General features: G+C 63.9%; 19 protein-coding genes. 13 read left to right on the top strand and 6 right to left on the bottom strand.

Annotation, left to right across the window (positions count from 1 at the left end):
• Window positions 1-92: 92 nt before the first annotated feature.
• The 4 genes from AC3D25_RS15805 to mnmC1 form a co-directional block, all read right to left on the bottom strand.
• Complete coding sequence (locus AC3D25_RS15805; RefSeq protein ID WP_488889299.1) at window positions 93-737, bottom strand: MarR family winged helix-turn-helix transcriptional regulator; 645 nt, start codon at window positions 735-737, stop codon at window positions 93-95.
• Between the two features lie 654 nt (window positions 738-1,391).
• A complete protein-coding gene (locus tag AC3D25_RS15800) occupies window positions 1,392-2,507 on the bottom strand; it encodes a YbdK family carboxylate-amine ligase (RefSeq protein ID WP_488889298.1) in 1,116 nt (371 codons plus the stop codon).
• A 54-nt stretch (window positions 2,508-2,561) separates the two neighbouring features.
• Entirely contained in the window at window positions 2,562-3,764 is a 1,203-nt protein-coding gene (locus AC3D25_RS15795) for a cation:proton antiporter (RefSeq protein ID WP_488889297.1), read from the bottom strand.
• 796 nt (window positions 3,765-4,560) lie between these two features.
• Entirely contained in the window at window positions 4,561-6,369 is a 1,809-nt protein-coding gene (gene mnmC1 / locus AC3D25_RS15790; RefSeq protein ID WP_488889296.1) for an FAD-dependent 5-carboxymethylaminomethyl-2-thiouridine(34) oxidoreductase MnmC1, read from the bottom strand.
• A gap of 428 nt (window positions 6,370-6,797) precedes the next feature.
• On the opposite strand from mnmC1, the gene AC3D25_RS15785 reads away from it, so the two are divergent.
• Entirely contained in the window at window positions 6,798-7,076 is a 279-nt protein-coding gene (locus tag AC3D25_RS15785) for an HU family DNA-binding protein (RefSeq protein ID WP_008352404.1), read from the top strand.
• 72 nt (window positions 7,077-7,148) lie between these two features.
• Here the strand turns inward: AC3D25_RS15785 and AC3D25_RS15780 are convergent, their stop codons facing one another.
• On the bottom strand, window positions 7,149-8,375 hold the full coding sequence (locus AC3D25_RS15780) for a GTP-binding protein (RefSeq protein WP_488889295.1): 1,227 nt from the start codon (window positions 8,373-8,375) through the stop codon (window positions 7,149-7,151).
• A 131-nt stretch (window positions 8,376-8,506) separates the two neighbouring features.
• The gene (locus tag AC3D25_RS15775; RefSeq protein WP_488889294.1) at window positions 8,507-8,953 is read right to left on the bottom strand and encodes a lytic transglycosylase domain-containing protein; all 447 of its coding nucleotides are present in this window, start codon (window positions 8,951-8,953) and stop codon (window positions 8,507-8,509) included.
• Between the two features lie 562 nt (window positions 8,954-9,515).
• On the opposite strand from AC3D25_RS15775, the gene gspD reads away from it, so the two are divergent.
• The 12 genes from gspD to AC3D25_RS15715 all read left to right on the top strand — a co-directional run bounded on the left by gspD (window position 9,516) and on the right by AC3D25_RS15715 (window position 21,030).
• A complete protein-coding gene (gspD, locus tag AC3D25_RS15770) occupies window positions 9,516-11,894 on the top strand; it encodes a type II secretion system secretin GspD (RefSeq protein ID WP_488889293.1) in 2,379 nt (792 codons plus the stop codon).
• The gene (gspE, locus tag AC3D25_RS15765) at window positions 11,891-13,375 is read left to right on the top strand and encodes a type II secretion system ATPase GspE (RefSeq protein ID WP_488889292.1); all 1,485 of its coding nucleotides are present in this window, start codon (window positions 11,891-11,893) and stop codon (window positions 13,373-13,375) included. The genes gspD and gspE overlap by 4 nt, the downstream gene beginning before the upstream one ends.
• Before the next feature lie 5 nt (window positions 13,376-13,380).
• On the top strand, window positions 13,381-14,598 hold the full coding sequence (gene gspF / locus AC3D25_RS15760; RefSeq protein WP_488889291.1) for a type II secretion system inner membrane protein GspF: 1,218 nt from the start codon (window positions 13,381-13,383) through the stop codon (window positions 14,596-14,598).
• 40 nt (window positions 14,599-14,638) lie between these two features.
• Window positions 14,639-15,052 carry a hypothetical protein gene (locus AC3D25_RS15755; protein WP_488889290.1) on the top strand — a complete coding sequence of 138 codons (414 nt, stop codon included), beginning with the start codon at window positions 14,639-14,641 and terminating at the stop codon, window positions 15,050-15,052.
• 164 nt (window positions 15,053-15,216) lie between these two features.
• On the top strand, window positions 15,217-15,681 hold the full coding sequence (gspG, locus tag AC3D25_RS15750; RefSeq protein WP_488889289.1) for a type II secretion system major pseudopilin GspG: 465 nt from the start codon (window positions 15,217-15,219) through the stop codon (window positions 15,679-15,681).
• A gap of 31 nt (window positions 15,682-15,712) precedes the next feature.
• On the top strand, window positions 15,713-16,219 hold the full coding sequence (locus AC3D25_RS15745) for a GspH/FimT family pseudopilin (protein WP_488889712.1): 507 nt from the start codon (window positions 15,713-15,715) through the stop codon (window positions 16,217-16,219).
• Window positions 16,219-16,617, top strand: a complete 399-nt coding sequence (gene gspI, locus AC3D25_RS15740) for a type II secretion system minor pseudopilin GspI (protein ID WP_488889288.1) — start codon at window positions 16,219-16,221, stop codon at window positions 16,615-16,617. Before AC3D25_RS15745 ends, gspI begins: the two co-directional genes overlap by 1 nt.
• A complete protein-coding gene (locus AC3D25_RS15735; RefSeq protein ID WP_488889287.1) occupies window positions 16,595-17,260 on the top strand; it encodes a prepilin-type N-terminal cleavage/methylation domain-containing protein in 666 nt (221 codons plus the stop codon). Before gspI ends, AC3D25_RS15735 begins: the two co-directional genes overlap by 23 nt.
• A gap of 1 nt (window position 17,261) precedes the next feature.
• Complete coding sequence (gspK, locus tag AC3D25_RS15730; RefSeq protein ID WP_488889286.1) at window positions 17,262-18,371, top strand: type II secretion system minor pseudopilin GspK; 1,110 nt, start codon at window positions 17,262-17,264, stop codon at window positions 18,369-18,371.
• Window positions 18,372-18,419: 48 nt separating this feature from the next.
• Window positions 18,420-19,754, top strand: coding sequence for a type II secretion system protein GspL (gene gspL, locus AC3D25_RS15725; protein WP_488889285.1), 1,335 nt, complete (start codon window positions 18,420-18,422; stop codon window positions 19,752-19,754).
• A complete protein-coding gene (locus tag AC3D25_RS15720) occupies window positions 19,751-20,254 on the top strand; it encodes a type II secretion system protein M (protein WP_488889284.1) in 504 nt (167 codons plus the stop codon). The genes gspL and AC3D25_RS15720 overlap by 4 nt, the downstream gene beginning before the upstream one ends.
• On the top strand, window positions 20,251-21,030 hold the full coding sequence (locus tag AC3D25_RS15715) for a type II secretion system protein N (protein ID WP_488889283.1): 780 nt from the start codon (window positions 20,251-20,253) through the stop codon (window positions 21,028-21,030). Before AC3D25_RS15720 ends, AC3D25_RS15715 begins: the two co-directional genes overlap by 4 nt.
• Window positions 21,031-21,033 lie beyond the last annotated feature (3 nt).

The following is a 21,033-nucleotide window of genomic DNA, read 5'->3' as shown; positions in this document are numbered from 1 at the left end:
GAGGGCGCGATCCCGAGCAGTCTAACCCGATCGCTCAACCGAAGCCGAAATCCGCCGATTCCCCGATCCGCTGAAATTCGCCAAGCTCGCCGTCAGGCGATTTGCGCGAAGATCTTCCAGCTTTTCTTCTGGATCGCCAGGTCGGCTTCTTCGTATACCGAACAATCGAGACGCAGGTCCGTGTCGCCCATCGAAATCTGCAGCAGCGCGCAGTGATGCGGCGCTCGCTTCGGATTCTTGCTCGCCTCGAAATGCGAGCAGGACAGGCACATGCGGTGCGCCGGGATCTGCTCGGCCACTTCGAGTTGACGGATGGTTTTCAGCAGCGTGCGATAGAACGTCGCTTGTTCGTCGTCGCGCAGCGTGCCGACCGCCTTCGTCAGGAAGTCCGGCCATTGCAGCGCACGCTTTGCCGCGGTGCGTCCGCGTGCCGTGAGACGCACGGCCAGCGCGCGGCCATCGTCGACGGCGCGGCGCTTCTCGACCAGCCCCTTGCCTTCGAGCGTGCTCACCGCGTCGCTCGTCGTCGCGGCGGTCAGCGCCGTCTCGCGCGCGATCTCGCCGAGACGCATCGGCCCTTTGCGCTGCATGAGCAACACAAGAATTTCACCCTGGGTCGGCGTCAGCCCCGCGCCTTCCGCCCATTCCCAAGCCTGGCTGCGCATCGCTGTGCTCAACCGCAGTAGACCGTGGGTCACCCGCCCCGTGGCCTGTGCTCCGTATACGCCTTCGCTCATAATCTTTCGTTCTGTTTTCGCTTATGTATTGGCCGCGGCCGCCTGCCGGATATCGCCGGACCCTTGCGGGTTTGCCAGACAGTCGCTGCAGGCTCTTTCGCCAGCCTGGTCTGGCCGACGAAACCCAGCGTCTCAAAATTAAGGCGTACCAATCCAACTGGCTGCGCCCTAAGGGACGTTGTAACTCTCCGTCGCCTTGTTATGTGTTCGGTGGCGCTCGGTTTTTCTTGTCCGCCGCAAGCGAACCCGCGTCGGCAAAAACGACATTCTAAGCGACACAGAAGAAACGTACACCTTAGTTATCCACTGGAAACTGTGGATAACGTTTGGGAAAACACGTGTACTCGCTGTGCGCCGTTTCTTGATAAGCGAGCCGTCGCCGTAAACGCTTCGGATGTTATCCCGCGTTCCGGCGCGTCACGCAGTGCTCACGCACCCACTTATCTTGCGCGTAGTGCTTTGACTTTCCTTGGCTTTTTGCCGTTGTCCACAGAAAGGCTGGTTGCTTGTTAACTACTATTACGTATGTATACGACTTCATAACGGTAAACCTTAGAGCGCGCTCGTCGAACCGGCAAATTATCGATTCGACAGATTCAGGATAAAAAAAACCCGCTCGAAAGCGGGTGTTGTTTTATTTCGAACTCTTACCGGTCACTGTCGCCATTGCTGACATTGCTGGCGTACGGCTTCGTGAAGCGAACGCTCTTTGTCGAAAACGCCGCGCAGCCACGTTGCATCGTTCACGCCACCGCGCGCGATCTCGCCGATCTGCCGCAATGCCTCGCCCGAACCCAGCGCCGCTGCGTGAGGCGCGATGACGTCGAGCGTTTCGAGAATATCTTCCGCGATGGTCCGCCGAACGCCCGTCTGCGGGTTGATGCAGACGCCTTCCATGCCGAACCGGCACGCTTCGAAACGGTTGAACGTGTAGACCAGATAGTCGTCCTCGGCGAGTTTCAGCGGTTTATCGAGCAGCAGATAACGCGCGAGCGTCTGGATATAGCACGCGATCGCGGCCGCCCGGTCCACCGAAAGCGGCGTGTCCATTACACGCACTTCGATCGTGCCGAAACCCGGCTTCGGGCGGATATCCCAATAAAAATCTTTCATGCTGTTGACGACGCCCGTGTTCACCATCTTCGAGAAATATTCCTCGAAGCTGTCCCAGGTCAGCGCGAACGGTGCGCGGCCCGACAGCGGAAATGCGAACACGGAATTCAGCCGCGCCGAGTGAAATCCGGTGTCGACGCCCTGCACATAAGGCGACGAAGCCGACAGCGCGATGAAATGCGGAATGTAGCGCGACATCGAATGCAGCAAGAACAGCGCACTGTCCGGATCCGGACAACCGATGTGAACGTGCTGCCCGAACACCGTGAACTGCTTCGCGAGATAACCGTAGAGCTCGGAGATGTACTGGAAACGCGGGGTATCGAAAATCTGGCGGTCGCTCCATTGCTGGAACGCGTGCGTGCCGCCGCCGCACAGGCCGACGTTCAGATGATCGGCGGCCGACACCAGCGTGTCGCGAATCTTTCGCAGATCGGCGACGGCCTGCTCGTGCGTCGTGCAGATGCCGGTGGACAGCTCGATCATGCTTTCCGTGATCTCCGGCGTAATGCTGCCGGGGATCTTTTCGTCCTTGACGAGCCGCATCAGGTCGGAAGCGGCCTTCGTCAGGTCGTAGTCGTGCGTGTTCACGACCTGGATTTCCAGCTCCACGCCGAAGGTGAACGGTTCAGAGTTGATGAAAGGTTCGAGTGACATGACGCCCTTTGGTTAATCGATGCTTTTCTATGCGCGCCGCGACTGCCCGCGCTGTTACTCGCGACGCTCGCCGACAGCCGACAGGCTCCGGTACACGAGGAACGGCGCGACGATCTGCAACACGACGATCGAGCACATCACGATCGCGCGCAGCGTCGGATCGTAGTCGGGATACAGCACGTACATGTCGTCGACGAGGAGATACGCGAGCGCCGACATCGGCGACAACGCGACGCCGAGCGCCACGCCCTGCTTCCAGTCGAGCCCGCTCGGCTTCGCGAAAATCAGCACGCCCGCCAGCTTGCCGACAAACCGCGCGACGATCAGCGCAATCGCGGCCACGCCGCCGAGCACGATGTCGTGCCATTCGAACGTGGTGAGCGTCAGCGCGAACAGGATCACGGTGAGGAGCCAGCCCGCCGTGCCGAAATGCGTCGGCCAGAGTTGCGGGCGCTCGTCCGAATTCTTCACGATGATCCCGGCGGCCAGCAGCGCGAGAATCGTCGAAAGCTTGAAGACGTGCGCGATCGCGATCGCCAGCAGCACGAGTCCGAACAGCGCGACAAACGAATGTTCGTCGTCGGTATTGAGGCGGCGATACAGCAGATTGCACGCGCGCGCGAGCAGGAACGCCAGCACGAGCGAGCCGATCAGCAAATACAGCGGCTGGACGACGGTCGCGAAGGCGTTGCCGTAGATCTCCTGGTGCAGCACACCGGCTGCGAGCTTCTCGACGACCACCGCGTACATGCTGTTGAGCGCCGTGAGCGTGAGCAGGCGCTGCGTGACCTGACCCTCGGCGCGCAACTCGGTGCGAAGCTGGATCACCATCGCGGGCGACGTCGCCATCGCGATGGCCGCGATCACGACCGACGGCATGGTCGGCACGTGGCAGAGCATCAGCGCGATCAGCACGAGGCCGAAGGTCAGCGTGCTCTCGGCGATGCTCGACAGAATCAGATACGGATTACGGCGGATCCAGCGCAAATCGAGCCGGCTGCCGAGTTCGAACAGCAAAAGTCCGAGCGCGACATCGAGTAGCGGACGGGACAAACCGCCCGCGCTCGCATCGATCACGCCAAAACCCGCGTTACCGGCAATCAGCCCGATCACCGCATAGCCGGTGATACGCGGCAGACGCCACGCGCGCCACAACACTTCCCCGCACAAACCCGCGGCGATCAGGGCGAGACCGGCCCAGAAGATGGCGTCGGGCGCGAGCGGCCAGACGGGAAGAAACGAAAATGCCGAATTCATCGTAATGGCTTCTCCTTCGCAGCTACAGCGGATGGCGCACGAGACGGAAGTGAACCGCGTGTGACCGGCGCGCCTGGCTAAACGAGGCGCGGCCAAACGCCGGAAGGCGCGTCGATTCAGGATTCGAACCGGACACAGCGTCACGGACCGGCCGTGCTTTTGATTTGACGACGCGCCGGTCGCGTTGCAAGTGCGCGGCGCCACGATCTTTCGATTCAGGCGCTGGGTGAAAACCCTGCAAGGCGCGACCGGACACAGCGAACGAAGGGCGTCGGCTTAGTCTTCAGATTCTGACCGGGCGACCATCGTTCCATTGAATGCGAACGCCGTGTAGAGGGCGTGACGCGGGAAGAACGGCGATTGTGCCATAGCTCAATCGACCCTCACAGGGATTAGCTGTTTGCTTCATTCGAACGGTAGAAACGAATCGAATCAAGCGTTTAGCGGGAAGTTATGACCGATCGTGCGCTGTGACGCTTCGTCGTTTTTCGCTTTTTCAAATCCGATAGCCCTCGGTTCAGGTGTTTACATGTTTACCGTATATATACGTAGTAGTAGTTAACAAGGCCGGCGGCTTTCTGTGGATAACTACCGTAAACCTCTTTGAATCAACGGCTTGCGGTTATAACAAGCGCACCGTGAACATGTGAGCCGCCGCGCGTTAACTCGGAACAACTTTTCGGGTTTTTGACGGCATCCGAAGTTGTCCCGTTTACGCCAACAGTGAGTACACAGGCCATTCGATCGCTTTTCGCGTGCTTATCCACAGGGCGCGGTGGATAAGCGTTCAGCGCGTTTATTCCAGGTTCGCCGCCTCACCGTGACGCAACGCGCGCAGCAGAAAGCGCGCGGGATCGAGGGCTTCCGCGAGTTCACGCTCAACCGGCAATGGCTCGCCCTCGATCTGCGCGACGATTAATTCGGCCGCCAGCGTCGCCCAGATCAACCCGCGCGATCCGAACGCGAACGCCCCGTAAAGTCCATCCACGCGCGGCAAATCGAGCGGCCAAGCGCCCGAGAGACGCGCGGCGTCGGCGCGGGCGGCGGATTCGTCGGCGAGTGCGCCGATCATCGGCATGCGGTCGCTCGTCACGCAGCGAAACGCCACGCGGCCCTCGAACGGGCCGTCCGACGCGCTTTCCGCCGACGGCAACATGCCCGCCAGCCGCGCAATATTTTCGCGATGCCCGTCCGCGCGAATTTCGGGATCGGTGCTGTCGAGATCGTAGGTTGCGCCGGTCAGCGTGCGGTGCGCGGCGAGCGGCAGCGCGTAGCCTTCGCCGATCACCGGCAGGCGCAGCGCATCGAGCGCGCTGTGGCCGAGGATCGTCAACTGGCCGCGCACGCCGCGCGTCGGTTCGCCGCTGAGACCCGCAAGCCGCTCGGCATCGCCCGCGTTCGCCAGCACTGCGACCGGCGCGGAGGCAATTTCATCGCCATTCGCCGATACCGCCCGCCAGCCGCCGTGTTCGCGCCGTTCGAGCCGCGCCACTTCGGTGTTGAAGCGGCGCGTGAGTGCATCGCCTGCGCGGTCGCATTGCGCCGCGCAGACGGCTGCGGGCGATACCGAGCCGCCGCGCGGGAAGAACCAGCCGCCGCGCGCCACGCCGACGCCCGCGAGCGCGCTCGCTTCCTCACGCGATACCGCGCGCACGTAGCTCTCGGGATAGCGGAAACGGTCGATGGCGTGTGCGAGCGCGTCGGCGTCGGCGGGCGTATCGGCGATCTGAAGCAAGCCGTCGTGGCTGCGCCGAAGGTCGAAACCGGCGTTTTCGAGCGCCGCCCAGCGATCGAGCGCGAGCAGAAATCCGGCGCGGGTGAGCCGCGCGGCGACGCTGTCGTCGCGCCAGACGATCGGATGAAACACGCCGGCTGGATTACCCGACGCGTCGCGCGCAACGTCGTCGCGACGGTCGATCAGCGTGACCCGCCAGCCGCGCGACGCCAGCCGCTCGGTCACGGCGCAACCGGCGAGCCCCGCGCCGATCACCATCGCGTGGCGTTCGGGCGCGGCGGCGGCACGTGGCGGTTCGTGACGCCGCACGCGCCAGCGCGGCGCGAAGTGCGCGGTTTGAAGATGCTCCGTCGCCGCTTCGACGACAAAACCCGCGTTTTCCAGCGCGCGGGCCAACTGTGGATGCGGCGACGCGGCAACCGTCGCCTCGTCACCCGCGATCCGCGCGAACGCCTTGCACGTCGCGGCGAACGCGTCCGGCGGAACACGCAGGTCGAATGCGTCGGCGCGCAGCCAGAGCTTTTGCAGAAGCTGCGCGGAATCTCCCGCCGCCAGCGTCAAGACGACCCGTCCGCCTTCAAATTCCAGCCGATGCAAACCGCTGACGCGCATCGGCCAGACGTCCGCCAGTTCGGGCGGGGGCGGCTGATCGAGCGCGTCGGGCAACGTCTGCGCGATGAAATGAAGCTGTTCGCAGCGTTCGGGATCGGCGCGCCAGGCGGCCCAGGTTGCGAGAAAGCCGCGCGCGCGATCGAACTCGGTCGCAACGACGACAAAACTGCGCCGCCCCGCCCAGCGCGCGGGCAGGCGATGCGGCGTGAGAAAGCGCGCAGCGTCAAGCGCTGCGGGGATGTCGAGTGGATCAGTCATTCGGAATGGACGGGTGGCGCTGTGCTTTCGGCGCCTGTGCAAAATCCGCGTAAGCCAATGTGGACAAGGCTTTGCGCGATCGTTACGGAGGCCCGGCACGGCGCGCCGGCAAAAACCGGCGGCAAAGCAAGCTGGACGGGAGGCGCGCGGTGCATGAACGGCCTTCACGGAGATAACGGCCGCGAAATGCAAAAAGCGGCCGAAAAGTTAAGGGTAAATCTTTGAAACCCTTATCCTGATTGGGTTTGCGCTGCGTTATGATAGCAAGCGCCGCATAGAGAGGCGGCTGAAAGGCCAGGGTCAGGTTTTCATGCCAGATCAAGCCCCGGGGGGCCGGAACGCCGCCACCACTCGACTGCACGGCTCGCTTACGTATAATCGGCGCGTTCGCGCTGTTCGTGTCAACCTAAACTGATAAAGGAACCTTAATGAACAAACAGGAACTGATCGACGCCGTAGCCGCGCAGACCGGCGCCAGCAAGGCTCAAACCGGCGAAACGCTGGACACGTTGCTCGAGGTGATCAAGAAGGCTGTATCGAAGGGTGACGCAGTGCAGTTGATCGGCTTTGGCAGCTTCGGCTCGGGCAAGCGCGCAGCGCGCACCGGCCGCAACCCGAAGACCGGCGAATCCATCAAGATTCCGGCAGCCAAGACCGTCAAGTTCACGGCTGGCAAGGCATTCAAGGACGCAGTGAACAAGCGGTAAGCAGCAGCCGGTTGTAGGCTACTTAGAAGTAGCAAGCAGGACATGACCCGCCGACGGCGGGTTTTTTTCGTCCTAGTGATGGTGATTCGGGTGATCGTGATGATGCGCGGAGTCGCCGCAATCGCAGTCGTCACCGTGGTCGTGGTCGTGCTCATGCTCATGCTCTTCCAGTTCCCAGAGCGGGAATGGATCGGCGAACGTGGACCATTCCGCCGGCCCGAGCGCCCATTCGGCGTCGGTAAGCAGGCACGCATCGAACTTCGCGCGCCAAGCGTGCGCGTCGAGATCCGTGCCGATCAGCACCAGTTCCTGCCGCCGATCCCCGATGCTCGTGTCATCCGGCGCGCCATACCAGTCGGCGGCGATCTCCGCTTCCAGTTCGGGATCGCCGTCGGGCCACTCGCTTCGGTCTTGCGCCGCCCACCACGTTCCCGCCGGACCCGGACGGCACGCGCCTCCCGCCTGCGATAGCGATCCGCCGAAATCATTGCGCGTCGCGAGCCAGAAAAAGCCCTTGCCGCGCAAAACGCCCGGCCATTCCTCATGAAGCAGCGCCCAGAAACGTTCCGGATGGAACGGGCGGCGCGCGCGATACACCACGGTGCCGACGCCGAATTCGTCGGTGTCGTCGGTGTCGGCGGTGTGCTCTTCCTGGTTGTCCAGTGCGGCAAGCCAGCCCGGCGCGGCGGCGGTCGCGTCGAAATCGAACAGGCCGGTGTCCAGCACGGCGCCGCGCGGCACCGCGCCGAAGCTCGCCTCGATCTGAACCGCGCGCGGATTGAGCCGCTGCAAAATGCGCTTGAGCCGCTCGCCGTCGGTCGCGCCGATCCGATCCACCTTGTTCAACACGATCACATCGCAGAACTCGATCTGCTCGATCAGCACTTCGACGACCGTCCGGTCGTCGTCAGCGGCGGCTGACGCCACGCCGCGTTCCTGCAGCGCTTCCGCCAATCCGAAGTCGCGCAGGAAATTTGCGGCATCGACCACCGTCACCATCGTGTCGAGGCGCGCGAAATCCGCCAGCGACGCGCCGTCCTCGTCGACGAAAGCGAAAGCTTCGGCAAACGTCATCGGATCGGCAATCCCCGGCGCTTCGATCAGAACGGCGTCGTAACGCTCTTCCGCGGCGGCAAGTCGCTGCAACTCGGCCAAGAGCGCGTCGGACGAAGCGAGAGCGGCCGGGATCGTCGCGATCCGCAGTCCTTCGCCGTGTCCGGCCAGATGATCGAGAACGGTGGATTTACCCGCGCCGAGAAAGCCGGAGAGCACGGTGACTGGCAGTGGCGGCTGGTTCATTGCAGGAGGGCGAAGAGAATGGACTGAGCGGGACGCAGCGTGAGCGGCGTCGCTGGAATTCAAAAGCTGTAGGAGGAATTGTGCATCAAACGCGGGCGGCCCGCCGCCGCACGATGCGATGCGATGCGTGATTAGCGCGATGCCTGGAGCAATTTCCAGCGGCCGAGAATATCCATGATCTGCTTCGAATACTTGTCGCGAAGCGCGGGCGTTTCAGAGTGATACGCGCCGACCGCTTGCCAGCTATTGCCGTACTTGTTCATTTTTTGCCGCAAATGCCAGGCGGCGATATACACGCTTTTGCACGGCTCCATCAGCGTGCCTTTAGAGATGCCGTACTGCGACAGCACGCCGAGGTGGATGGAATTGATCTGCATCAGACCGTAGTCGATCGAACCATTCGCGTTCTTGTTCAGGGCATCCGGACGGTTATGCGATTCTTGCCATGCGATTGCCCGCAATATCAGCGGATTGACCTTCTGATATTTGGCGGCTTCGTCGAAGCAATCGGCGCGCGCGGACGCGCAGGCTAAAGCTGCGCCGAAACCGACCGCAGTAATCCGGAGGAATCTGTTCATTTGTATCGAAATCCTGCTTTTTTGCTTCTAACACGCCGCGAAAAAGGTCGTTTTATCGGGAAAACCCTGTCCGATAATTCAACATCGGGATCGTGGAACCGCCCGTATCATACCGTCAGACTACAGTCTTAAAAAGTTAGCCATCGGACATAGCCGCATTGCCCGCCGCCATCGCTGCGTTTCATTATGTGGAAATTCATGCCGGATCAGAAGAATGTTTCAGTATCAATTTCCTTGTTATGTTCTTAAATCAGAACATTAAACGGTAATGAAACGCATGCAAAATGGCTTCGGTCCCAAGTCCGCATGCCTGTTTGTCGGCAGGTAAATTGAAAGCTGAAGAGTGGATAGCTTTTCGGACGGATCCCATTGCGATTTACGGAATGTGACATTTTCAACACGAAAAACTGCTATGGTTCATTTTTTTAAGATAGTGACGGTTCTTTCGCGCACGTTCCGCCTCTGTTCGCGGTTTGCCCTATCCGTATTAATTGCAGGATGCAGAAAGCCTCCGGCGACCTCTGCGCCGGTCTAGACATCACACCCCATGAGAAGAAACCGTATGGCACTGCGTCGCATCGCGACGGCACTGCTGGTGGCAGGGCTTGTCACCGCACAAGCCGCCCAGGCGCAAGTGACGCTCAATTTCGTCAACGCGGATATCGATCAGGTCGCCCGCGCGATCGGTGCCGCGACCGGCAAAACCATCATTGTCGATCCGCGCGTCAAAGGGCAGCTCAATCTCGTTTCCGAGAACGCCGTACCGGAAGACCAGGCGCTGAAGACGCTTCAGGCCGCGCTGCGGATGCAAGGTTTTTCGCTCGTGCAGGATCATGGCGTGTTGAAAGTCGTGCCGGAAGCCGACGCGAAGCTCCAGGGCGTGCCGACTTACGTCGGCAATGCGCCGACGGCGCGTGGCGACCAGGTGATCACGCAGGTTTTCGAACTCCATAACGAGTCCGCGAACAACTTGCTGCCCGTGCTGCGGCCGCTGATCTCGCCGAACAACACCATCGCGGCGTATCCGAGCAACAACACGCTCGTCGTGACCGATTACGCCGACAACGTGCGGCGTCTGGGCGCGATCATCGCCGGAATCGATACGGCGGCGGCCCGTCAGGTCGATATCGTGCAGTTGAAGAACGCGAACGCCATCGACGTCGCGGAGCAGTTGAACAAGCTGCTCGATCCCGGTTCGATCGGCAATACGGACGCGACGCTCAAGGTCAACGTGACCGCCGACCCGCGCACGAACTCGCTGATGTTGCGCGCGTCGAGCGGCTCGCGGCTCGCAGCGGCCAAAGCGATCGCGCAAAAGCTCGATTCACCGACGTCGCAGCCGGGCAACATGCACGTGGTATCGCTGCGCAATGCGGACGCCGTGCGTCTCGCGAAGACGTTGCGCGGCATGCTCGGCAAGGGCGGCGACAACGGTTCGAGCTCCAGTTCGGGCAACTCCAGCAATTCCAATTCGTTCAACCAGAACAACGGTTCGAGCCTTTCCACAGGCACGTCCGGCACGCCGCCGCTTCCCGGCAGCCTGAGCGGTTCCGGCGGCGGTTCAGGTTCGAGCGCGAATCCGATGTCCGGTGGCGGCAGTTCGGGCCACGAAAGCAGCTTCGGCAGCAAGGACAGCGACAGCGGCGACAGCCAGAGCGGCGGCATGATCCAGGCCGATTCGGCGACGAATTCGCTCATCATCACCGCGCCCGAGCCGATCTATCGCAATTTGCGCACGGTGATCGACCAGCTCGACGCACGCCGCGCGCAGGTGTACATCGAGGCGCTGATCGTCGAACTGACGGCGACGACCGGCGCGAATCTCGGCATTCAGTGGCAAGGCGCGCTGCTGTCGAACGGCGGCAACAATGCGCTTTACGGCAATTCGAATTTCGGCACCGGCAACTCGAACATCGTCGATCTGACGACGCAAGGCTATGCCGTCAGCCAGAATCCCTCGCTGCTCGCGGGCGCGACGGGCGTGCTCGCGGAAGGCCTGAACGTGGGTTTGCTGCACAAGTTCGGCAACTTCTTCGGGCTCGGCGGGCTGCTGCAGGCGCTGTCCACCTCGGCCGATGCAAACGTGCTGTCCACGCCTAATTTGATTACGCTCGACAACGAGGAAGCGAAGATCATCGTCGGCCAGAACGTGCCGGTCGTGACCGGTTCCTACGCAACGCCGACGGCCAATACGACGACCTCGGTCAGCGCGTTCAACACGTTCGACCGGCGCGACGTCGGCGTGACGCTGCACGTGAAGCCGCAGATCACCGAAGGCGGCGTACTCAAGCTCCAGCTTTATCAGGAAGATTCGAGCGTCGCGCCCGGCACGAACGCGGATCCGGGCGGCGTGACGATCAACACGCGCGCCATCCAGTCCACGATTCTTGCCGACGACGGCGAAATCGTCGTGCTGGGCGGCTTGATGCAGGACAACTACAGCACGAACAACAGCAAGATTCCGTTGCTCGGCGATATTCCGTGGATCGGCAATCTGTTCCGCAGCGAAGCGAAAACGCGCACGAAAACCAATTTGATGGTGTTTCTGCGCCCGGTAATCGTGCGCGATCAGGCGACCAGCTCGCAGATCGCGAACACGCGCTACGATTATCTGCGTCAACAGCAATACGATTCGCAAACGGATAACCGCCTCGTCAAGGACAAAGCCGTGCCGATGCTGCCGCCTGCGCCGAGCGGACCGAGCCAGGGCGCGGTTCCGGCGCAGAACCTGTTCGACTGGAGCGACATGACGCGTTCGCCGCGTCCGAGCACGACGCTGCCGCAATCCAGCAACATGCCCCCGCCCGCCACCCAGAACGTCGATCCCGCCGTGAACAATTACCCGGTGCCGAACAGCAACGCGCCGGCCGCAGGCACGCCGCTCAACCTTCAGCCGGCGCAACCCGCGCAGCCGGGCCTGCCGCCGGGAGCGCAGCCGTGAACACGCTGAACGCACCGGACAGCGCGGCTGGCGGCGCTCCGTCGCCGCTGGCCGCGCGGCTCGTGCCCTACGGCTTCGCGCGCACCGGACAGATTCTGGTCGCGCATCAGCACGCCGACAGCATCGAAGTGTGGATCAGCGAAAGAACCAGCGACGCCGCACTCGCCGAAGTCGCGCGCAATTTCGGCGCGCTCACGGTCGTGCGGATGCCCGCCGCCGACCTCGCCGCCGCGATCAACTCCGCGTATGCCCGCAACGACGGCAGCGCGGCGCAGGTGGTCGGCGAAGTGGAAGGCGAAGTCGATTTGTCGCGCCTGATGCAGGACATTCCGGAAATCGAGGATCTGCTCGAATCGGAAGACGACGCGCCGATCATCCGCATGATCAACGCGCTCCTCACGCAGGCGGCGCGCGAGCAGGCGTCGGATATTCACATCGAGCCGTTCGAGAACGCGTCGGTCGTGCGTTTTCGCGTCGATGGCACGCTGCGCGACGTCGTGCGCCCGAAAAAGGCGCTGCACGGCGCGCTCATTTCGCGCATCAAGATCATGGCGCAACTCGATATCGCGGAAAAACGGCTGCCGCAGGATGGGCGGATTACGCTGCGCGTCGGCGGCCGGCCGGTGGACGTGCGCGTTTCCACTTTGCCGACCGGTCACGGCGAGCGCGCGGTGCTGCGTTTGCTCGAAAAGGACGCCGCGCGCCTGAATCTCGAAAAGCTCGGCATGGCGCCCGATACGCTGCGGACCTTCGACCGGCTGATCGGCCGGCCGCACGGTATCGTGCTCGTGACCGGTCCGACCGGTTCCGGCAAGACGACCACGCTGTACGCCGCGATGTCGCGGCTCGAAACCACCACGTCGAACATCATGACGGTGGAGGATCCGATCGAGTATGACCTGTCGGGCATCGGCCAGACGCAGGTGAACGAGCGGATCGGCATGACTTTCGCGCGCGCGCTCCGGGCGATCCTGCGGCAGGACCCGGACATCGTGATGATCGGCGAAATCCGCGATCTCGAAACCGCGCAGATTGCCGTGCAGGCGTCGCTCACGGGCCACCTCGTGCTCGCGACGCTGCACACGAACGACGCCGCTTCCGCCGTTACGCGTCTCGCCGATATGGGCGTGGAGCCGTACCTGCTGGCGTCGTCGCTGCTCGGCGTGCTCGCGCAGCGGCTGTTGCGCCAGTTGTGCCCGTTTTGCAAGGAAGAGCGCGTGGAGAACGGCCAGGTGCGCTGGCATGCGGTGGGTTGCGACAAGTGCGGGCAGTCCGGCTATACCGGGCGGCGCGGCGTGTACGAACTGCTGCTGGTGGACGATCTGATCCGTCCGCTGATTCACCGTAACGCGCCCGACGCGGAAATTCACGCCGCTGGCCGCGTGCAGGGCATGCGCACGCTGCGCGAAGACGGAAACCGCTGGCTTGAGAGCGGCACGACGTCGCTCGAAGAAGTATTGCGCGTCACCGGCGGAGACTGACGGCGATGCCCGCATTCCGTTTCGAAGCCATCGATCCCGCCGGCAAGACGCAAACCGGCGTGCTCGATGCCGACAGCGCCCGCGCCGCCCGCACGCAATTGCGCACGCAAGGACTGACGCCGCTCGTGGTCGAAGCGGCGGGCAGCCGCACGCGCGGCCAGCGCCAGCAACGGCTGAGTCTCGGACGCCGCCTGTCGCAACGCGAGCAGGCCATTCTGACGCGGCAACTGGCGAGCTTGCTGATCGCGGGGCTGCCGCTCGGCGAAACGCTTTCCGTGCTGACCGAGCAGTCCGAGCGCGATTACATCCGCGAACTGATGGCCGCGATCCGCGCTGAGGTGCTCGGCGGACATTCGTTCGCGAACGCGCTGTCGCAGCATCCGCGTGATTTTCCCGAGATTTATCGCGCGCTCGTCGCGGCGGGCGAGCACACGGGCAAGCTCGGTCTCGTGCTGTCGCGGCTCGCCGATTACATCGAGGAACGCAACGCGCTCAAGCAGAAAATCCTGCTCGCGTTCACCTACCCGGCGATCGTCACGCTGATCGCATTCGGGATCGTCACGTTTTTGCTCAGTTACGTGGTGCCGCAGGTCGTGAATGTCTTCGCTAGCACGAAGCAGGCGCTGCCGTTCCTGACGGTCGCGATGATGGCGCTCTCCGGCTTCGTCCGGAACTGGTGGTGGGCCGTGCTGCTCGGCGTGATCGTGCTGGGCTGGATGATCCAGCGGCTGCTCTCGCGCCCCGGTCCGCGCATGGCGTTCGACCGCTGGCTTCTGACCGCGCCGCTCCTCGGCAAGCTCGTGCGCGGCTACAACACCGTGCGATTCGCGAGCACGCTCGCCATTCTGACGGCGGCGGGCGTGCCGATCCTCCGCGCGCTGCAGGCCGCCGGAGAAACACTCAGTAATGCGGCAATGCGCGAGAATGTCGATGACGCGATCGTTCGCGTGCGCGAAGGCACGTCGCTCTCGCGCGCGCTCGGCAACACGAAGTCGTTTCCGCCGGTGCTCGTGCATCTGATCCGCTCCGGCGAGGCCACGGGCGACGTCACGACCATGCTCGACCGCGCGTCGGAAGGCGAATCGCGCGAACTCGAACGGCGCACCATGTTCCTGACCAGCCTGCTCGAACCGCTGCTGATTCTCGCGATGGGCGGCGTGGTGCTCGTGATCGTGCTCGCGGTGATGCTGCCTATCATCGAATTGAACAATCTGGTGCAGTGAAAGAGCACGAAACAGAGCCCAACACACAGCACAACACGCCATGAACGCCCTTCAAACTCGTCTGTTGACGCTCGCCGCGCTCGCCGTGTTCTGCGTGACGCTCACCTACTGGGTCGTCACGATGACCACGCATCAAGGCGCGCCCTTGCCGGCCGCCGCCGCCGGCCGCACGCCGTCCGGCGAGCAGGCGGCGACCATCTTCGGCGGCCAGTTGCAGCGCGAAGCGAACCAGGACGTGCATCTGTTCGGGATTCTAGCGTTGAGCCACGGCGCGGCGGCCATCGTCAGTTTCGGCGGCGAACCCGCGCGCGCGGTGTCGCTCGGCGGGCCGCTCGCGGAAGGCGTGACGATCCGCGAGGTCCGCGCGCGCTCGATCGTGATCGATCGCAAAGGCGGCCGGGCGGAGATTTTTCTGCCGCAAAACGCGCCCGGACCGACCATTTATGTCAGGTGATCTGTCCGGCGTCAAAGCGGTCCGGACAGCGCTTTCGGGACCGGCCGGGCTGGACCGATAGAATGCGGACTCGCGATAACGCCCTCGGGCGGGACCGGTCGCCACGTATCGAACGCGGGAACGCCGTTCTGTGGATAACAATTTTTTGAATGAAAGGTGGTGTCATGCAACTGTGGAACAAACGCCGCATGGAAGTTTCGACGGCAGAGGCGCGCCGTCAGAACGGCTTTACGCTGATCGAAATCATGGTCGTGATCGCGATTCTCGGCATTCTCGCCGCGCTCATCGTGCCGAAGATCATGAGCCGTCCGGACGAGGCGCGCCGCGTCGCGGCCAAGCAGGATATCGGCACGATCATGCAGGCCATGAAACTGTATCGGCTCGACAACGGCCGTTATCCGACGCAGGAGCAGGGTCTGCGCGCGCTGGTCGAAAAGCCGACCACCGAGCCGGTGCCGAACAACTGGAAGGACGGCGGCTACCTCGAACGCCTGCCGAACGATCCGTGGGGCGCGCAGTATCAGTATCTGAATCCGGGTGTTCACGGCGAAGTGGACGTGTTCAGTTACGGCGCGGACAACAAGGCGGGCGGCGAAAATAACGACGCCGACGTCGGGTCCTGGCAATAGTGTCGTTCGACAGCAGGCAACCAGTGTGAGCGTGCATGGCCGCATCGACCGCACGACCGACGCCACGTTTCGGAGTCCCGAAGCGCGGCGTCAGTCCGGCTTCACGCTGCTGGAAATGCTGGTGGTGCTGGTGATCGCCGGGTTGCTGGTGTCGCTTGCCTCGTTGCAACTGACGCGCAATCCGCGCACCGATCTCAACGAAGAAGCGCAGCGTCTCGCGCTGCTGTTCGAATCCGCCGGCGACGAAGCCCAAGTGCGCGCGCGGCCGATTTCCTGGCTGCCTGTGGAGGGCGGCTTCCGTTTCGATGTCCGCACCGACGACGGCTGGCGGCCGCTACGCGACGACCTGCTGCGCGCGCGCCGCTGGGAAGGCGGCGTGAACGCGGTAACGATCCAGTTTTCCGGCACCGATAAATCCGTTAGCCGGCTCGTGTTCGGCACCGAAGCGATCGACGCGTCGATGGAAGTCACGCTCGTCGCGCCCGCTGGCCGCGTCACCGTGTTCAGCACCGGCAATGGCCGGTATCAGGTGCGCTGATGCGAGCGCGCGCGCCTCATCTCAAATCGCAACACGGCTTCACGATGATCGAAGTGCTGGTCGCGCTCGCGATCATCGCGGTGGCGCTGGCGGCGTCGCTGCGGGCGATCGGCAGTCTCGCGAACGGCGAGGCGGATCTGCACCGGCGGCTGCTCGCAGGCTGGAGCGCGGACAACGAACTCGCGCAGTTGCATCTCGCGCACACGTGGCCGGATATCGGTTCGCGCACGTTCGACTGCTCGCAAGGCAATCTGCGGCTCACCTGTACACAGCGCGTCACGGCGACGCCGAATCCGATTTTCCGCCGCGTTGAAATGGTGGTCATGTCGCCGGGGCGGGCCGGCAATCTCGCGCAAATGGTCACGGTGGTGGGCAATGAAACCAATCGCTCGCTCTGACCGGCGGCGCGGCTTTACGCTGATCGAAATGCTCGTCGCCATCGCCATTCTCGCGGTGGTCGCGGTGCTGTCGTGGCGCGGGCTCGACCAGATCATGCGCGGACGCACCACCATCACGAACGCGATGGAAGACGAACGCGTGCTGGCGCAAGTCTTCGATCAAATGCGGATCGACGCGCGCCAGGCCACGACCGACGATCAAGCCGGGCAGCCCGCGGTATCGATGGGCGGCAATGCGCTCCAGATCGTACGCGGCGTGTATACGCCCGGCGCCGCGCCGCGTCTGCAAGTGGTGCGATACCGGCTGGTCGAAGGGCGGATCGTAAGGTTTGCTTCGCCGCCGCTCGAAAATATCGGCGAAGTGCGCCGGGCGTTGTCGTCCGCCGATAACGCCGACGGCTGGAGCGGCATCGCGCTGATGGGCGGCGTCGCGTCGATGGCGACGCGGCTTTACATATCGCAACAGGGCTGGACGCAGCAAATGCGCGATGTACAGTCGAAGATCACGGAGAACGACAACAACCTGAAAGTGCCGCAACTCGGCAACGCGCCGTTGCCGCGCGCGGTGACGGGCCTGCAGGTTGCGGTCGGCGCGCGCTCGCTCGCGCTGCCGATCACCCGCGTTTTCCTGATCGGAGAGTGACATGCGTGCTGCGTCTTTTGCCCGCACGAAACAACGCGGCGTCGCGATCATCAGCGCGCTGCTGGTGGTGGCGCTGTCGGCGATCATCGTGTCCGGCTTGCTGTGGCGGCAGGAAGTGCAGATCCGGCGGATCGAGAATCAGCGGCTGCTCGCGCAGGCGCAATGGATTTCACGCAGCGCGATCGACTGGACACGGCTGATTCTGCGTTCCGAAGCCGACACGTCGCCGACCGTGACGTATCTCGGCGGCGTCTGGGGCGTGCCGATCGCCCGGACGCGGCTGTCGGATTTTCTCGGGCAGATCGGCGAGCGCGGCGCGGCGGAAGGTGCGCAGACGTATTTGTCCGGCTCGATCGAGGATGCGCAGGCGAAATTTAATCTGCGCAATCTGGTGGCGACGCCGACGCCCGGCGTGCTGACCATCAACGTCGAGCAGATCGCGTCGTTCCAGCGGCTGCTCACGCTGCTTGGCGTCAACGGCTCGCTCGCGAAGACGACCGCCTTGCATATCCGCGCCGGGCTCGCGCAGTCGGCGACGCGTTTTCAGACGCAAACGTCGGCGACGGGCGCGAGCGAAGCCACGGCCGCCTCCACCGCGCAGGCCATCGCGCAAGGCGGCGGCACGGGCGGCGGCAATTTCACCGACGACCCCGGCCTCGCCGACGCGGACAGCAGCGCGCCCGTTGCGCCGCTGCAGATGATCAGCGTGGATTCGCTGCTGGATGTACCCGGTTTCTCGGCCGAAACCGTCGAGAAATTGCGTAAATTCGTCACCGTTCTGCCGACCACGACGTCGGTGAACATGAATACCGCGCCCGCCGAAGTGGTGGCGTCGGTCGTGCCGGGCATGAGCTTGTCGGCGGCGCAGGCGTTCGTCGCGCGTCGCGAGACCGTGTTTTTCCACGATGTCGGCAACGTGCAACTGGCGCTGAACGGCGCGGGCGTGCAGGTCACGTCCATCGATCCGAACCAGCTCGACGTGACGACGCGGTATTTCCTGATCCACGGGCGCGTCGAACACGAGCGCGCCCAGGTTGACCGGACGACCTTGCTGTACCGTGATCCGACGACGCACACCACGCGGGTCGTCTACGTTCGCGACCAGCTTTGAGCGGCCGTTTGTCCGATTGAATGCTTAACGTTTGAGAGAGAGTGGCCTTTGAGCACACTGATCGTCCTACTGCCGCCGCGCGATCCGGCGGTGCGCTCCGAAGAGTGGCAACTGCCGGAAATGCCGTTTCTGCTGCTCGACAAGCGGGGCGCGACGCAACGCGCGGGCCGCGCCGCGCTCGGCGTGCTGCCGCGCGCGAGCGCGACCGTGCTGATCGTCGCCGCACGCGACTTGCTGCTGCTCGCCGCGTCGATGCCGCCGCTCAAAGGGCCGAAATTGCGTCAGGCGCTGCCGAACGTGATCGAAGACCAGTTGATCCAGGACCCGCAGACCTGCCATATCGCTGTCGATCCGATGCCGCTCGACAAGGGCCGGCGCGTGCTCGCGGTGATCGACCGCGGCTGGTTCCGCTTCGTGCTCGACGCGTTCGCGCATGCCGGTCACCGTAGCGTCAAGGCCGTTCCCGCAATGCGCTGCCTGCCCGCCGTGCAGCCCGCGCTGGCGCTCGAAGGCGACGAAGGCGAAGCGAGCACGGCCGTGCCGCCGACGCCGTTTATCGCCGCCGTGCTCGGGCACGTCGTGTCCACGGCGCCCGCGCTGATCGGCGAGGTGATCGCGCCGCCGGTGCCCGTCCCGAGCGTGGCGCGCGTGGAAATTGCAATTGCGCGGGGCGAACACGCGGCGCTCGGCGAAGGACTCGCCATTCCCGCCGACGCTGTCGCGCCGACGCTCGACGCGCTCTCGGGCGATCATCCGGCGTCGCTCTACACCCTCACCGACCTGCCCGGCGACGAACCGCGCCTAGGCGGATTCCAGAGCGCGTTCGCGCAGCCGCTCACGTTTGAGACGATCGCGCGCAACGCCGCGGCGAGCCGCTTCGACCTGTGCCAGTTCGAGTTCGCCGCACAGCCGTGGCGGCTCGACCGCGCGACCATGCGCCGTCTCAAATTGCCGATCGCGTTGCTGGTGGGCGCGCTCGTCATCTCGCTGATCGGGATCAACGTGCAGTGGTATCAGCTCGCCCGCCAGCGCGACCTCATCAACGCGCAGATGACCGAACTGCTGCTCAACGCGTTCCCGAAGACCACGGTCGTGCTCGACGCGCCCGACCAGATGTCGCGCCAGCTGGAACGGCTTCGGGTGGCATCGGGCGAACTATCGCCGACCGATTTCCTGACGCTCGGCGACGGCCTTGCCCGCTCGCTCGGGCCGATACCGGTCACCGCCGTCGCGGCGCTCGACTATCGCGACCGCAAACTGGACGTCACGTTCAAGCCGGACACGAAGGTCGATCCCGACTTTCAGCGACGGCTCGCCTCGAACGCGCTGAGTGGCGCTATCGACAGCAACACGGGTAAATGGACGATCAGGAGCGCCCAATGAAAAAAGCACTGAGCGACACCTGGGCCGAATTCTGGGATGGACGCACGCAGCGCGAAAAGACGCTGCTGATGTGGGGCGGATTCGCGGCGGCGGTCGCGCTGGTTTATCTGGTGCTGTGGGCGCCGGCTTTCGAAGGCCGCAACCGGCTGCGCGAGAGCCTGCCCGCCATGCAGCGCCAGCTCGCGCAAATGACCGCGCAAGCTGACGAAGCGCGCAGTCTCGCCGGTAACGCACAAGGCGTCACGCCGACCGGCGGCGCGCTGCGCGACGCGCTTTCGAAATCGCTCGCCGATAACAACATGCCGCCCACGCAGGTTCAGGTCGTGGGCGCGGCGGTGCAGTTCCAGTTGAAGAACGCGTCGTTTCCGGTGTGGATCGTGTGGCTCGACGATGTCCGCAAGCAGTTCAAGGTGCAGGTGTCCGAGGCGCATATCACGGCGCTCAAGCCCGACGGTCAGGTGGACCTGACCGCGTCGCTGCAACCGGCGGCCGACAAATGAGCTACTGGACGCGCCGCGCGCGGCGCTATATTGCGCCGCTGATCGTGGTGATTTTGTCGGTTGCGGGCACGCTGCTCGCCATGATGCCCGCCGCGTGGATCATGCCGCAGTTCGCCCGGGCAACCGGCGGCCACGTGAATCTCGTCGATCCCGCGGGCTCGCTCTGGCGCGGCTCGGCCACGCTGATGCTGGCTGCGGGCAGCGACGGCGCGGGCGCGACGCTGCTGCCGGGCCGCGTCGAATGGACGACCGCGTTCTGGCCGCTGTTCACGGGGCGCGTGCGCATGACCATGCGCCAGACCGAGGCGATGCCGGACCCGGTAATCGTCGATGCGGGTCTGCAAGGCGCGACGCTCACCTCCGGCGCGATTGCCGTGCCGGCGACCTTGCTGTCCGGGCTGGGCGCGCCGTTCAACACCCTCGATCTCGAAGGGAATGTGCGGCTTGCGTGGACCGAATGGCGCGTGCTTCGGCGTAATACCTACGGACAGTTGAATATCACGCTCGACGACATGGCTTCGCGCATCTCGCGCGTGAAGCCGCTGGGTTCGTATCGCGTCGGGTTCCAGGCGCAGGGCGGGTCCGGCACGGTGGAACTGGAGACGGCCAAAGGACCGCTGAAGCTGACCGGCGCGGGCGTGATTTCGCCCGGATCGACCTCGTTCGAAGGCGTTGCCAGCGCCGACCCGGAGGCCCGCGAGAATCTGGCGGGCCTGCTGAACTTGCTAGGACGCCACACGAGCCCGGATACCGTTGCGCTCGTCTTCAACAGGTAAGCC

This window comes from Caballeronia sp. SL1002 (assembly GCF_057814995.1).
The sequence above is the reverse complement of the archived record's forward strand: the minus strand, read 5'-3'. Positions and strand labels throughout refer to the sequence as shown.